This window comes from Polyangium sp. y55x31 (assembly GCF_029946505.1).
Classification (GTDB): domain Bacteria; phylum Myxococcota_A; class Polyangia; order Polyangiales; family Polyangiaceae; genus Polyangium.
Genome location: NZ_JARZHG010000003.1, coordinates 525457 through 539889, shown reverse-complemented (window position 1 = coordinate 539889; position 14433 = coordinate 525457). Strand labels below are relative to the sequence as shown.

Here is a 14433-nt window from a genome sequence, read left to right as displayed (position 1 = left end):
CCCCCTCCCCTCTCCCGCGCGGAAGAGGGGCGAAGATGACTAGTTCGCTTTCGTAGAATCGAGCAACGTGGACGCGCGGCCCCGCATCGGGCTCGAGAGGGCGTAGAGCGTCGTCTGCTCGTAACGCGCCTCGGGAGGCGTTTCGCCGCCGGCGCGGTGGACGAAGGCGTTGAGGTGCGCGCCGCGATCGAGCGCCACGACGCGGCTGCAGCCCGCGTCCACGAGGGCCTCGGTCGTGGCCTCGTCCGTGTCGAAGGTCGTCGACGCGAGGAGGACCGCGCCGTCGCCGAGCGCGCAGAGGGCCGTGCGCGGGCGCATCGAGCCGACGACACGCGCCTCGGGGAGAGGCCTTCCCTCGTCCGCGGTGAGAGGGAGCTCGGTTGCGTCGGCGTCAGGCGTGGGCGTGAAGGCTTCGCTTTTGTCGATGCGCACGGGGCCATCGCCGACGACGAGCACGCCGGCGCCGGGGCCGAACTTGAGGCCGATGGAGCCGTCGATCGCGAGCCCTCGCGGGCCCTTGCGGCGGGCCGTGCCGAGGCCGACGGCGGCGAGGACGTGGGGCCGCTCGGCGTCGGAGAGTGTGCCGGGGAAGGTGCCGCCGAAGCGGTGCGAGAGCTCCTTCTCGCCGGCGCGGATGTGGAAGGTGAAGCGCTCGGGGGCAAACCACGCGAGGCGCACCTGCGCGCCGAGCTTGGAGACGGTCGCGGTGTAGATGCCCGGTTGCCAGAGCGGCGCGGGTTGCGTGCCCGGATCCGGCTCCCACGCGACGCCCTCGGGCAGCGGCGCGTCCGGGTTCGCCTTGCGCACGACGACGTAGACGAGCTCGGTGGGCGAGCCGCTGAGCGCGCGCGCGGGGTCGAGGGACATGCCGGCCGCGTGCGTGCTCGCGCCGATCTCGTCGCCCGTTCGCTGGAAGAAGCCGATGCCGGTGGGATCCGGGCTCGTGGCGAGCGGCAGGGCCTCGCGGCAGCCGGCGAGCACGAGCGCGCGCGCGAGGAGCTCGGCGGGTAGCGCCTCGCCCCAGCCGTAGATCAGGTGGCCCGCCTCGGTCACGCAGAGCGCCGAGCGATCGGCGAGGACCACGTCGGCTTCGGAGAGTTTTCCGATGTGGCCCGACGTGACGAGCGGCGCGCCGGTTTGCCGGAGGGAGCGGATCCCCGCCGGCACGTCCGCGCCGAAGGGCCAGGCGCCGATCGAGGGACGACCGAAGCGATCGACGGCGAGCGTGGAGGCGTCCGGGCGCGGCGCGAGGAAGGTGCGACGCTCGACGACGAGGCCGAGCGGCGGCGCGTTTGCCGGCGGGCCGCCCGCGAACACGGCGACGGCGGCGGGCACGTCGGCGGCCGGGATGCGGCCCTCGCCGCGCAGGCCCGTGGGCGTGCGCGGCGCGAGCGTTCCGGGCATCGGGCGGAGCTCGAGGCGCCGGCCATCCATCGCGACGAGGTGCACGACGGCGTGCGGGCGATCGGGATCCGGGCGGACGAGCGTCGTGAAGATCGCGGGCGGCGCCTCGGGCTTGCTCATCGGCAAGGGATGCGCCGCGGGCGCGGGGATCCACAGGCCCTCGCCGGGCAAGGTCCGGTCGCGCTTCGTGGCCACGCGCGGCGGCGGGAAACCTTCGTCCGAGGGCGTTTCGGTCGCCGGCGCGGCCGGGAGCTCCGGCGGCGGGGATGCGGTCGCCTCACGCAGACGGATCGCCGTGGTCCGGGCGCTCGTGGCGATCCGCTTCACGCGGCCGGCCGCGCCCTCGCCGATGAGCTCGCGCGAGGTCTCTTCGAGGAAACGCGACCACGGGGTCACGTCATGCGGGAGTCGCTGCGCCGCGAGCGCGTGCTCGTCGCGCGTGCCGGGGTTCACGGAGGCATCGGCGAGCGTCACCGCGGCGGGCAGCGCGGCCTCGCCGAGGGCCATGACGAGCATGTCCTCCGTGAGCTCGAAGCGCGCTTCCTTCGGCGGCACGCCGAAGAGCACCGCGGTCTCCCCGATGCCACGCAGCGCGCCCTCGGAGAGCCAGTTCTCCACGGAGGCGCGCAGGCGCTCGCTCCGGCTGCGCGCGGCTTGCGCGGCTGCATCACCCGCGAGATCGAGGATCGTGATCCCCTGGACGAGGCCGTCGGCGCTCGTCGCATACGCGGCCCAGCGGCCGTGCGCGACGAGGTCGTGCTCGTGCCCGAGCGGCGTGTTCGTCAGGTTGACGACCCTGCGCACGGCGACCGGCCGACCCCCGCGCGAGATGCGAACCTCCGCGCGGTAAAGATCGTTCGTCGGCGTAGCATTCGGCCCGCTCGGCCGCGCCGCGAGGAACAGCACGCGACGGCCGATCATGGCGTCGTGCACCAGCCCGCCGCGCTCTTCCCACACGAAATCTTCGGGCCGGACGGAGCCGCCCACGGAGGCGCCGAGCATGGCCGCGACCGCCTCGACGCTACGCGCGGGAGGCGCGGGGCTCGTGGCGACGCGGAAAAGGAGCGCGACGAGCGCGATCCCGAGGACGAACGGTCCACGGGAGCGCGCGTGCGCCGCGAGGGTCTCGACAAAGGTGCCTCGCGGCGACGTCGAGGCTTGCTGGGCAGGGGTGTTCTGGGATCGCACGATCACGCAGCGGCCGTGGTGATACCGAGGAGCACGCGAGCGCGATCGGGATCCACGATCTCGCGGCCGAGGCTCCTCGCGTAGGCGGCGGCGCGCGCGACGAGCGGCGCGCTGCCCTCCGCGAGGACGCCCTTCTCCAGGTAGATGTTGTCTTCGAGCCCGACGCGCGCGTGGCCGCCGAGCTTGATCGCGAGCTCGGTCATGGGCCGCTGGTGGCGACCGACCGCGGCGACGCCCCAGGTCGCGCCCGCCGGGATCTGCGAGCGCATGAACTGGACGACCGCTTCGCTCGGCATGATCGCGCCGGGCACGCCGAGCACGAACTGGAAGTGCAGCGGCTCGCCGATGAGGCCTTCCTTGAGAAGCGCGAGCGCCTCGTGGATGTGGCCGACCTCGTAACACTCGAGCTCCGCGATGCTGCCGGCCTCGCGGATGCGGCGCGCGATCGCGCGGATGTCGGGGCGCGTGTTCACGAAGATGTCGTCGCCGAAGTTGATCGTGCCGCAGTTCAGCGTGGCCATCTCGGGCTTGCACGCGAGCGGGCCGAGCCGCTCCTCGACGCTCATGCCGACGGCGCCGCCGGTCGAGGTCTGGATGATGACGTCCGTCTTCTCGCGGATGCGAGCAATCGCCTCGCCGAAGAGCTCGGTCGACTGCGATGGCGTGCCGTCGGCGTTGCGCACGTGCAGGTGGATCACGGAGGCGCCGGCGTCGCGACAACGAGCGGCCTCGTCCGCGAGCTCCTGCGCCGTGATCGGCAGGTAGGGCGTCTGCGCGCGCGTCACCTCGGCGCCCACGATCGCGGCCGTGAGCACGAGCGGCGACTCGGGCGGCGTGACGATCACGTGCGGAGGCGGCGTGATGATCGGGCGCGGCTCGGGCAGCTTGGCCACGAGCTCGGGGCCGGGCGACGAGAGCGCGGGGAGCACGAGGCGCGGCCGGCGCTGCAGCTCCTTCGGCACCACGCACGTGCCGATCGCCCGGCAGACCACGACCGGCTCGGCGAACGCGTCCGCCGCGGAGGGCGAGATCGCGGGATCACGCACGTTCGCGATGACCTTGCGGGCCTCGAAGGCCATCGTGCGCGAGGTGTTGCCGACCTTCGTGATGACGCCGGTCGCCTCGATGTAGTCGCCGGCACGGACGGGCGCGAGGAACTCGACGGCCTCGTAGGCGCGGAACAGCCCCTCGTCGCCGTCGAGGCGGATGAGCAGCTCCGTGGCGACATCGCCGAAAAGCCCGAGGATCCGGGCTCCATCGACGAGCTCGCCCGCGTAGTGGGCGTCGTGGGCTCCGATACGGACGCGAAGCGTGACGGTCAAACCTAGGCCGATGCTCATGGCGGGAGACTCAACAGTCGACAGTCGGTAGTCAACAGGGGAAACTGCGCCGCGCCTTTCGGGCGTTCGAGACTGTGATGACGTACGTAGACGCGAGCAACCTCCCACATCACGTCGGGATCATCATGGACGGCAACGGCCGCTGGGCCGAATTGCGCGGCGAACCTCGTGAGGCTGGTCACAAGGCTGGCAGTGCGGCGGTCCGGCGGGTGGTCCGAGCGGCGCGGCGGCTCGGGCTGACGGCCCTGACGTTGTACGCGTTCAGCGAGCAGAACTGGGCGCGGCCGATCGGTGAAGTGGACGCGCTGATGGGGCTCTTGCGCGAGTTTCTGGTCTCGGAGCGGGGCGAGATCCTCGACAACGAGATCCGGCTCGTGGCGATCGGCGACCTCGAAAGGTTGCCGCCGTTCGTGCGGGAGGCGCTCGATCCGCTGCGCGCGGCCTCGGGGGACAACCGCAAGATGACGCTCGCGCTCGCGCTCTCGTACGGCGGCCAGGAGGAGATCGCGCGGGCGGCGCGGGACCTCGCGATCGAGGCGCGCGAGGGCAGGCTCGATCCGCAGTCGATCGACACCCGGGCGATCGCCTCGCGCCTGCCGAGCCTCGGCGTCGGCGAGCCCGACCTCATCATTCGTACGGGTGGCGAGCATCGGATCTCGAACTTCCTCCTCTTCGGCGCGGCGTACGCCGAGCTCGCCTTCACGGACGTCCTCTGGCCCGACTTCACCGAGCAGGACCTCTTCGAGGCGCTCGCGAGCTACCAGCGCCGCGAGAGGCGCTTCGGTCGTGTCCTTTCGCATGCTACGTCTCCGCGCACGGCTTCGCCCCTCGGTGGCGGGGCCATTGGGGTTTGAACTTGGCCCGTAGTAATCTCGCGATGCGACTGCTCTCGGCAGTCGTCGCCATCCCCGTCCTCCTCGCGCTGCTCTACTTCGGCCCTCCCTGGGGCTGGGCGCTCTTCCTCGCGCTCGCGCTCGCCGTGGGCGCGCTCGAGCTGTTCGGCATGACGCATCCACTGGATCGCGCCTCGCGGATCCTCGGCGTCCTGCTCTCGCTCGGCGTGATGGCGACGCTCTGGTTCTTCACGACGAACGCGGCTGCGCTCGTCGCCATGCTCTTCCTCCTGCCGACGGCCGCGCTCTTCATCACCCTCGCGCGGCTCGGGTCGATCGAGACGGCGGCGCTCCGCGCGATGGCGATGGGGTTCGGCCCGCTCTACCTCGGCGGCGGCCTCGGCTCGGTCGCGCTCTTGCGGCGCGACGGGGGCCCGGGCTTCGTGCTGCTCGCGCTCGTGCTCTCGTGGTTCAGCGACACCGGCGCATACTTCGCGGGCCGGTTCCTGGGCAAACACAAGCTTTACGAGGCGGTCAGCCCCAAGAAGACGATCGAGGGCGCGCTCGGCGGGCTCGCGGCGGCCGTCATCGGCGCTGTCGTCGGGCACTATCTCTACTTGAAGAGTTTGCCCTTGAACCACGCGATCGTGCTCGGCCTCGTCGCGGGCGCGGCCGGGCAGGCTGGAGATCTCGCGGAGTCGATGATCAAGCGATCGGCCGGGGTCAAGGACTCGGGCGGCATCGTGCCTGGGCACGGCGGCATCCTCGATCGAGTCGATGCGCTCATGGTGACCGGGACGTTCACATACATCTACGTCCTCTTCTTCTGGCCTCGACCTTGATCGATCGAGTGACCACCCAATGACGCGTGTCGTCGCGCGGGCGCGATGTTGCAGCGCACAAATGGCAATTTTTTCGCAAAAGGGTCGATGACGCGCGTCATCGGCGAATGACGCGCGGCGCGCGCGCAGGACCGCGAAACAAAAAATGGATTTGGGCTTTGGCACGGACTAGAACGGCCACCCATGGATAACCAACAGACGGTGAGCACTGCCGGGTCCGTGAGCGTGCCGCCCGCCTCTGTCGAGAAGCACCACAAGTACGAGTTCTTCAAGGTCGTACAGGGCTATCTGGACGAGGCCGCCCGCGTCATCGATTTGCCCGAGTACATCAAGACGATCCTCAGCCAGCCGAAGAACGAGATCATCATCAACTTCCCCGTGAAGATGGATGATGGCTCGATCCGGCTCTTCAAGGGCTACCGGGTCCAGCACAATAACTTGCTCGGCCCGTACAAGGGCGGCATTCGTTATCACGAGGGTGTCACGCTCGACGACGTCAAGGCGCTCGCGGCGATGATGACCTGGAAGTGCGCGCTGATGAACCTGCCGCTCGGCGGCGGCAAGGGTGGCGTCAAGTTCGATCCGAACAAGGTCTCGCGCGACGAGCTGCAGCGGATCACGCGTCGGTTCTTCCACGCGCTCGGCTCGAACATCGGCCCGGATACGGATATCCCGGCGCCGGACGTCGGCACGGACGCGAAGGCCATGGCGTGGGCCATGGATACGTACATGAACACCGTCGGCAGCCTGTTCCGCCAGTCGGTCAAGGGCGTCGTGACGGGCAAGCCCGTCGCCGTCGGCGGCACGCTCGGGCGCGAGAAGGCGACGGGCCAGGGCCTCGTTTATACGATCCAGGAGTGGGCCGAGGAGCGCGACTTCCAGCTCGGCGGCGCGACGCTCATCGTGCAGGGCTTCGGCAACGTCGGTTCATTCACCTCGCTCATCCTGTCGCGGCTCGGCGCCTCGACGATCGCGGTCGGTGATCACACGGGTTACCTCTACAACCCCGAGGGCTTCAACCCGCACAAGCTCCAGGATTACGTCAAGAAGAACCGCTCGATCGCGGGCTACCCGGGCGGCAAGACCATCAGCCGCGAGGAGTTCTTCAAGATCAAGGCGGACATCTTCATCCCCGCCGCGCTGGAGAACCAGATCGGCATCGAGGAGGCGAAGTCGCTCCAGGTCAAGCTCGTGGCCGAGGGCGCGAACGGCCCCTGCTCGCCCGAGGGCGAGCGCATCCTGATCGATCGTGGCATCGACATCCTGCCCGACGTGCTCGCGAACGCCGGCGGCGTGACCGTCAGCTACTACGAGTGGGTGCAGAACAAGCGCTCCGAGCACTGGACGCTCGAAGAGGTCGACGAGCGCCTGGAGAAGGCAATGCAGCGCGCCTACCGCGAGGTCGTCGAGCTTGCGCGGCAGAAGAAGTGCTCGATGCGCGTCGCTGCCTACGCCGTCGCACTCCAGCGTATCGCCGCGGCCTACGGCGAGCGCGACATCTTCCCCTGATCCAATCTCGATAAAGGCCTTTGCGGCGCGCGTGATCTCGGATCCGCGCGCCGCTTTTTTTCGGCGATCCCTCAGGAAACGACGGCCGGCCTCCCTGCAACGGAGATCGCCGTGCCTTTCTGCGCTTGCTTGTACTTCACGTACCCGAGCGCGAGCACGCGGCCGTCTTCCCCCTTCGCCGTGCTCGTCACGTTTCCGATCACCTTGCCCGTGGGATCGGTGATCTCCGCGGAAGCGGGCACCTCCGCGTCGCCCTCGATCGAGATCGGGACGAGCTTCTTCTTCACGTGCCCGCGGTTCTGCAGCATGAAGACCGCCTCCTGCCCGAGGTAGCAGCCCTTCTGGAACGAGACCGCAAAAGCCTCGAGCGAGGCCTCCTGCGGATAGTTCTCCCCCGAAAAATCCTTGCCCCAGCGGCCGAGGCCGATCTCCACGCGCAAGGCTTCCCACGAGGCCTCGTCCGCGACGAGCACCGGCGGGGATCCTTTGCGCTCCAAGCGTCCGAGCGCGGCGTCGACGTCTTTGGGCTCGAACGCGAAGAGCGCCCCGCCCTTGCCCGACATGTCCACCGAGGCGGCGGCGAGCGCGCCATGCGCGCGCGCGAGCGCTGGCAGGTCCTTCGATCCCGGGCCGTGCGCGACGATCCAGGCGACCTCCTCGCTCGCGTCTTCGAGCTCGACGTCCTCCATGATCACGTAGTGATCGAAGTGCTCGATGAGCACCGCGATCCGATCCCGCGGCGCGCCCACGAGGATCCGGTCGTCGTCGATCAGGATGCGCAGCTCCGCGAGGATCTTGCCGGTCTTGGCGACGGCGAATCCATACGCGCCCTGCCCTGCTTTCAGCGGCGCGAGGTCGCAGGTGATCATCCCGTTCAGCCAGGTTTGTCGGTCCTTGCCGCGCACCGACAACGTCCCGAGCTCGGGCGCAGGGAGGAGGAGCGCGCCTTCGGTGAGGGCGCGGCGAAGCGTGGCGATGTCGTGTTCGCTCATGGCGTTCGGAATTTCATGGGGGTTCGAAGGGGAGCGGGGCAAGCCCTCGGGGTTCTTCGGGCTAGAGCGAGCCCGGAGAACCGTCAAGCCCTTGCCACGCGCGAGCAAGCTCGCCCGTTCGCGCTATATTCCATGATTGTCCCCAAAGGACACCCACCCCCCAGCAAAGGAGCTTGCCCATGCGACGCAAACACGCCTTGATTTTCCTCCCCCTCGCGGCCGTTTCTCTCGCCGGCGCCATCGCCGCCGGCTGCGGAGGCGGGGAAAACCCCGGCACGCCGGGCGGAACGGGGAGCGGCGGCGCGCCTGACGGCGGCGATTCCGGCGGCGGCGGTGAGGGCGGGGACGGGGGCTTCTTCGTTGGCTCCGGCGGCTCCGGCGGCGTGGGGGGCGCCGGCGGCGCGGGGAGCAGCGGCGGCGATTGCGACGGCGGGCCCTGCGGGCCGGTGTGCGGCAATGGGATCATCGAGCCGGGGGAGGTCTGCGACGACGGCAACGTGGACGCGGGGGACGGCTGCTCCAACGATTGCAGCGCGATCGAGAAGGATTACGCGTGCCCGATGCCGGGCATGGCCTGCGTGAGCACGGTCGTCTGCGGCGACGGCAAGGTCACGGGCGCGGAGACGTGCGACGACACGAACGCGGCGCCGGGGGACGGCTGCGACGCGCTTTGCCAGGTCGAGCTCGGCTGGCAATGCCCCGTCATCGGCGCGGCCTGCCAGGCGGCCGCGTGCGGCGACAGCATCCTCGCGGGCAAGGAGGAGTGCGAGGACGGCAATGTGGCGGCCGGCGACGGCTGCGACGCGAATTGCCAGCTCGAGGTCGGGTGGGTTTGTCCGCCCGGCATGCCTTGCAAGCCCACCGTCTGCGGCGACGCCGTGGTCGAGGGCAAGGAGCCTTGCGACGACGGCAACAACGACATGGGCGACGGCTGCACGCCGTTCTGCCAGCGCGAGCCCGACTGCACGATGGGCGCGTGCAAATCGACCTGCGGCGACGGCCTCAAGCTGCCGGGCGACAACGAGCAATGCGAGGACGGCAATAGCGCGGACGGCGACGGCTGCTCCTCGACCTGCCAGATCGAGCCGGGTTTTTCCTGCCAGGACGTCGCGCAGAACGCGGGCAATACGCTGGAGATCCCGATCGTCCTGCGCGACTTCAAGATCGCGCACCCCGATTTCGAGAACTTCAGCGGCAGCGACCTCGGGATCGTGCAGACCATGCTCGGCCCGGACGGCAAGCCCGTCTACGCGGGCAACCCGACGACGCCGACCACCTCGGGCAAGGCGAACTTCGATCAATGGTACCGCGACGTCGCGGGGGTGAATTTCACGGTCCTGCAGAAGCTCACGCTCACCCAGTTGCCCTCGGGCGCGTACCGGTTCGACGACTCGACGTTTTTCCCGCTGAACGGCATCGCCTTCGGCAACGAGGGGAACGCGAACAACTTCCATTTCACGAGCGAGGTCCGGTACTGGTTCGAGTACAAGGGCAACGAGCAGCTCGATTTCACGGGCGACGACGACGTGTGGGTCTTCGTGAACAAGCGGCTCGCGGTGAACCTCGGCGGCGTGCACGGGGCGCTCTCCGGGAGCGTCTTGCTCAACGCGGCGAAGGCGCTGGAGCTCGGGCTCGAGGTCGGCAAGATCTACGAGACCGTCGTGCTCCAGGCCGAGCGGCACACGTCGCAATCGAACTATCGGCTCACGCTCTCGAATTTCGTGAACACGAAATCGACCTGCCAGAGCGTCTGCGGCGACGGCACCGTCACGCCGAACGAGGCCTGCGACGACGGGACGAACGACGGCAGCTACGGCTCGTGCACGCCCGATTGCAAGAAGGGCCCGTATTGCGGCGATGGAATCGTGCAGGCCGAGGGCAACGAGGAGTGCGACGACGGCGTGAACTTGACCCCGTACGGCAATGGATGCGCGCCGGGCTGCAAGACGGCCGCGTCCTGCGGCGACGGCCAGATCGACAGCCTCTTCGGCGAGCTCTGCGACGACGGGACGAACGACGGCGGCTACGGCGAATGCGCCGCCGGCTGCACGCTCGGGCCCCGCTGCGGCGACGGCATCGTGCAGACGGGCTTCGAGTCGTGCGACGATGGAAACAAGACGCCGGGCGACGGCTGCGATCAGAAATGCGTGATGGAATCGCCCAAGTGAAACGCGTCCCGAGGGCGCCGGCAATCGCCATGAGCACTCCCCCGGCGCCTCCTCCTTCTTGAACCGCCGCGCGAGGCCGGAGTACGATGGCCTCGCGTGAACGCTCTCTCGCGATCGGAGCTACCGGCAGGCTCGACGTTCCACGGTCACTACCAGATCGTGCGTTCCGTCAACGCCGGGGCGATGGGCGTGGTCTACGAGGTCGTCGACCTCAAGACGCGGCGGCGGCGCGCGCTCAAGGTGATGCTGCCGAGCATCATCCAGAACGAGGAGATGCGCGAGCGCTTCAAGCTCGAAGCCACGATCACCGCGGACATCGTGAGCGAGCACCTCGTCGAGACCTTCGACGCCGGCGTCGATCCCGAGACGGGCGCGCCGTTCCTCACGATGGAGCTCCTCCAGGGCGACGACCTCGCGACGCTCCTCCACGATCGCGGCCGGTTCGCGCCGGCCGAGGTCGTGGCGCTGCTCTGGCAGGTCGCGCGTGCCCTCGACAAGACCCACGCCGCGGGCATCGTGCACCGCGATCTCAAGCCCGAGAACCTCTTCGTCACGCGCCGCGACGACGGCTCGCCGCGCGTGAAGGTGCTCGATTTCGGCATCGCCAAAATCGTGGCGCAAAGCGAGGCTGCGGACCGACAAACCCGCAATCTCGGCACGCCCCCGTACATGTCGCCCGAGCAGATCACGGGCGACGGGACGATCGGGCCGCGCTCCGATCTGTATGCGCTCGGGCACATCGCGTATGCGCTCCTCGTCGGGCATCCGTATTGGATGGACGAGTCGAAGACGAGCGAGACGGTTTATGCGTTCCTGATGACGATGATGCAGGGCGCGAAGGAGCCGCCGACGCAACGGGCGAAGCGATATGGCGTGACGCTCCCCGAGGCGTTCGACGCGTGGTTTGCCCAGGCAACCGACATCGTGCCTTCCGTGCGGTTCGAGCGCGCTTCCGAGGAGATCGCCGCGCTCGCGGCGGCGCTCGGCCTTTCGCATCCGTCGCCTCTGGAGGCCGAGGGGCACCGGCCACAGGCCCTCGCCCCGGCGGCCGCAATCGCCTCGGACAAACCCTCGTCGAAGGCCGGCGTGGCGGCCGTCGTCGCGCTCCTCGCCTTGCTCCTCGGCGCGTCGCTCGTCTTCCTTTTCGCGCGGCGGCCCGCGCAGGAGGAAACCCACACCACGAATGCGGCCCCGGCCGCGAGCCCGAACGCGGCGCCGCCCGAGCCTCTGCCATCCCCGCAGGCGCCGCCCGTGACCGTCGAGATGGTCCCGGTCGCGGTGACGGCCACGGCAGCCCCGACCGCGCCGGCCGCCGGCGCTTCGGCTTCGCCTCGCGGCAAACCTCTGTCCAAGCCAGCCCGCAAGCCATCCGTTTATGATCAGCTCAAGACTCTCTAGGCACTCCCGGCGCGCCGCTTGGCTCGGCCTTCTCGCGGCGGCCGCGTGGGCCCGTCCCGCGGCCGCCGCGGAGCCCAGCGTGCCGGATCCCGCGGCGCTCGCGCTCTTCGAGAGCGCGCGGGAGCTCGTGGAAAAGGGCGACTGGGCCGCCGGCTGCGCGAAATTCGAGGCGAGCTTGATGGTGTACTCGGCGCCGAGCACGATGCTCAACCTCGCGAAATGTTACGAGCACGAGGGCAAGCTCGCCAAAGCGTGGTCCGCTTACAAGAAGGCGCTCGTGCTCAATCAGGAGACGCCCGGCGCGGAGCGGAAAAGCGCGCTCGAGACGATCGCGAAGGAAGGCATCACCCAGATCGAGCCGAAGCTGCCGCGCGTGAAGCTCACGATCGTGAACGCGCCCGCCGGCCTTTACATCACGCGTAATGGCCAGGAGGTGCCCGCGGCCATGCTCGGGAGCGTCATTCCCGTGGACCCGGGCCCGCAGACGATCGCCGTGCAAGCGCCGGGGTTCCGCGCGATCCGGAAATCGTTCACCGCGGCCGAGGGCAAGACGGAGGAGATTGCGATCAAGCTCGAACCCGAGAGCGGCGACGCGGCCACGCCGGGCGGCGGGCGTATCCCGGCTTGGGCGTGGGCCGCCGCGGGCGGGGGCGTCGCGCTCGGCGTCGCGGCCGCGGCCTTCCGCATCGACCAGGCCCGCGTCGAGGGGCGGCAGGAGGGGCGCTGCAAGGGCGACCTCGAGGGCGGGTGCCCGCCGCTCTCGGAATACGATCCCACGGACGACAACGCCCGCAAAAAGCGGGATTTCGCGCTCTTCGTGGGCCTCGGCGCCGGGAGCGTGGTGGCGCTCGGCGCGGCGGTGACGGGGTTCGTCCTCGGGTCCCGGTCGCCGTCCCGGGGGACGTCGGCGGGGCCCGTGGTCGTCCCGTGGATCGGACCAAACGTCGCAGGTGCAGCCATCGGGGGTCGATTTCAATGAAATCCATCGTCGTTCTGGGCTCGTCGGCCATCTTCCTCGCGGCTTGCCTCACGCCCGACGCGGTCCCGTCGCCCGAGCGCGACGCGGGCGCGGGCGCGGGCGGACAAGGCAGCTCGTCGAGCGCGGGCGGCGGCGGGGCCGGCGGAGCGGGCGGCGCGGCGACGGGCGACGTCCAATGGGGAAAGTCGTTCGGCGCCCAGTTCAACCACCAGCGCGCCTCGGGCGTCGCTCTCGATCCCACGGACGACACCATCCTCCTCGTGGGGAACTACGAGGGTGGTTTCTCGTTCAATGGAACGGACGAGCTGCCGCATGCGGGGAACGGCGACATCTACCTGGCCAAATTCGACGCGATGGGCGGATTTCAATGGTCCGTCCGGTCCGGCGACTTCCAGCCCCAGTTCGTCAACGCCGTCGCCGTCGGCCCCGATCGAAACATCTTCCTCGCCGGCTCGTTCGAGGGGGAGCTCGAGCTGCCAAACGGCGTCAAGCTCCCGAGCACCGGCGGCCAGTCCGACGTGTTCGTCGTGCGGCTCAACCCGGAGGGCGCGCCCGTGTGGGCGAAGGGATTCGGGGACGGCGTGCAGCAGCCGAAGCTCGCGACGACGATCGCCGTCGATTCGAAGGGTGATACGATCATCGCCGGGTATTTCGAGGGATCGCTGGAGTTCGCCCCGGGCCAGTTGATCAACGCGATGGGCGGTCGAGACGTCTTCCTCGCGAAGCTCGACAAGGACGGCAACCCGCTCTGGAGCAAGCGCCTCGGCAATGGGAACCCGGGCGGCTCTCCGAACCATCTGCTCTGCCGCGTCGTGCTCGATCACCAGGACAACATCGTCCTGGAGACGGCCTTCTCGGGCAACATGAGCCTCGGCGCGCCGCTGTCCGACGAGGCGAGCCCGGGCAGCCGCGCCATGCTGCTCGCGAAATTCGACACGAACGGGGCGCCGCTCTGGCAAAAGGTCTTCGGCGCCGCGAATACCGAGCAACGCAGCCGCGCCCTCGCGATCGATTCGCAAAACAACATTCTTCTGACCGGCGAGATGGCAGGCACCATCAGCTTCGGTGGAGAGCAGCTCTCGACCCCGGCGAACGGCGATCCGGACCTGTTCGTCGCGAAATTCGCTCCCGACGGGGCGCACCTCTGGAGCTTCCGCGCCGGAAGCATCGGCCCGCAGGAAGGGAAGGCCATCGGGGTCGACGCCGACGACAACGTGATCGTCACGGGCAGTTATACCGGCGTCCTTCAGTTCACCGGCGACGACGCGCTCGTGAACAGCGGGATCGGCACAGGGGATTACGATCTCTTCGCGCTGAAGCTCGATCCGAACGGAAAGTACATCTGGGCCAAACGGTTCGGGGACGGGCCCAGGCAGGTGACCGAGGGAATGGCGGTCGATTCGAAGGGGAACACGATTTTCGTGGGATCGTTCGACGGGAAGATCACGTTCGGCTCCACGGAGCTCAAGAGCACCGGGTACGACGATATCTTCTTGATGAAGCTCTCGCCGTGAGTCACGCGCGGGCTCGCCCCGTGCTTCGCGGCCCCTGCGGCCATCCCTGAAGCCCCCTCCCCTGCTCCGGCCCCCGATTCCCCCCGGGGGATCACCCGTCCGGACCGGGGGATCTCACATCCGGACCGGGGGATCAGGTCTCCGGACCGGGGGATTGTACGATCGGATACGGGGGATCGGTGCCGGGAGGCGGGGATCTGGGTCTCGGAGGGGGGGATCCACGTCCCGGGAGGCGGGGATCGGGTTCCGGGAGCAGGGGACCCAGC

General features: G+C 69.4%; 10 protein-coding genes. 7 read left to right on the top strand and 3 right to left on the bottom strand.

All coding sequences use genetic code 11. The features are described from left to right. Positions 1-39: 39 nt before the first annotated feature. Positions 40-2598 carry a hypothetical protein gene (locus tag QHF84_RS08465; RefSeq protein ID WP_281312685.1) on the bottom strand — a complete coding sequence of 853 codons (2559 nt, stop codon included), beginning with the start codon at positions 2596-2598 and terminating at the stop codon, positions 40-42. Continuing rightward, entirely contained in the window at positions 2595-3932 is a 1338-nt protein-coding gene (locus tag QHF84_RS08460; protein WP_281312684.1) for a 3-keto-5-aminohexanoate cleavage protein, read from the bottom strand. Before QHF84_RS08460 ends, QHF84_RS08465 begins: the two co-directional genes overlap by 4 nt. Before the next feature lie 77 nt (positions 3933-4009). On the opposite strand from QHF84_RS08460, the gene uppS reads away from it, so the two are divergent. The 3 genes from uppS (at position 4010) to QHF84_RS08445 (ending at position 7116) form a co-directional block, all read left to right on the top strand. Further along, positions 4010-4786 carry a polyprenyl diphosphate synthase gene (uppS, locus tag QHF84_RS08455; protein WP_281312683.1) on the top strand — a complete coding sequence of 259 codons (777 nt, stop codon included), beginning with the start codon at positions 4010-4012 and terminating at the stop codon, positions 4784-4786. A 23-nt stretch (positions 4787-4809) separates the two neighbouring features. Beyond that, positions 4810-5607, top strand: coding sequence for a phosphatidate cytidylyltransferase (locus QHF84_RS08450; RefSeq protein WP_281312682.1), 798 nt, complete (start codon positions 4810-4812; stop codon positions 5605-5607). 183 nt (positions 5608-5790) lie between these two features. Beyond that, entirely contained in the window at positions 5791-7116 is a 1326-nt protein-coding gene (locus QHF84_RS08445; protein WP_281312681.1) for a Glu/Leu/Phe/Val dehydrogenase, read from the top strand. Between the two features lie 71 nt (positions 7117-7187). On the opposite strand, the gene QHF84_RS08440 is transcribed toward QHF84_RS08445, so the two are convergent. Further along, positions 7188-8108 (bottom strand): folate-binding protein YgfZ, encoded by a 921-nt coding sequence (locus QHF84_RS08440; protein WP_281312680.1) that lies wholly within the window; start codon positions 8106-8108, stop codon positions 7188-7190. A gap of 179 nt (positions 8109-8287) precedes the next feature. Between QHF84_RS08440 and QHF84_RS08435 the strand changes: the two genes are divergently transcribed. The 4 genes from QHF84_RS08435 to QHF84_RS08420 all read left to right on the top strand — a co-directional run bounded on the left by QHF84_RS08435 (position 8288) and on the right by QHF84_RS08420 (position 14167). Then, on the top strand, positions 8288-10276 hold the full coding sequence (locus tag QHF84_RS08435; protein ID WP_281312679.1) for a DUF4215 domain-containing protein: 1989 nt from the start codon (positions 8288-8290) through the stop codon (positions 10274-10276). Positions 10277-10372: 96 nt separating this feature from the next. After that, the gene (locus QHF84_RS08430; protein ID WP_281312678.1) at positions 10373-11674 is read left to right on the top strand and encodes a serine/threonine-protein kinase; all 1302 of its coding nucleotides are present in this window, start codon (positions 10373-10375) and stop codon (positions 11672-11674) included. Positions 11675-11753: 79 nt separating this feature from the next. Then, on the top strand, positions 11754-12653 hold the full coding sequence (locus QHF84_RS08425; RefSeq protein WP_281312677.1) for a tetratricopeptide repeat protein: 900 nt from the start codon (positions 11754-11756) through the stop codon (positions 12651-12653). Beyond that, complete coding sequence (locus tag QHF84_RS08420) at positions 12650-14167, top strand: hypothetical protein (protein WP_281312676.1); 1518 nt, start codon at positions 12650-12652, stop codon at positions 14165-14167. The genes QHF84_RS08425 and QHF84_RS08420 overlap by 4 nt, the downstream gene beginning before the upstream one ends. Positions 14168-14433 lie beyond the last annotated feature (266 nt).

What these genes read in the sequence shown, in the direction of transcription:
- QHF84_RS08460 (WP_281312684.1), bottom strand. Translation starts at nt 3,932, where the DNA reads ATGAGCATCGGCCTAGGTTTGACCGTCACGCTTCGCGTCCGTATCGGA.
- uppS (WP_281312683.1), top strand. Translation starts at nt 4,010, where the DNA reads ATGACGTACGTAGACGCGAGCAACCTCCCACATCACGTCGGGATCATC.
- QHF84_RS08450 (WP_281312682.1), top strand. Translation starts at nt 4,810, where the DNA reads ATGCGACTGCTCTCGGCAGTCGTCGCCATCCCCGTCCTCCTCGCGCTG.
- QHF84_RS08445 (WP_281312681.1), top strand. Translation starts at nt 5,791, where the DNA reads ATGGATAACCAACAGACGGTGAGCACTGCCGGGTCCGTGAGCGTGCCG.
- QHF84_RS08440 (WP_281312680.1), bottom strand. Translation starts at nt 8,108, where the DNA reads ATGAGCGAACACGACATCGCCACGCTTCGCCGCGCCCTCACCGAAGGC.
- QHF84_RS08435 (WP_281312679.1), top strand. Translation starts at nt 8,288, where the DNA reads ATGCGACGCAAACACGCCTTGATTTTCCTCCCCCTCGCGGCCGTTTCT.
- QHF84_RS08420 (WP_281312676.1), top strand. Translation starts at nt 12,650, where the DNA reads ATGAAATCCATCGTCGTTCTGGGCTCGTCGGCCATCTTCCTCGCGGCT.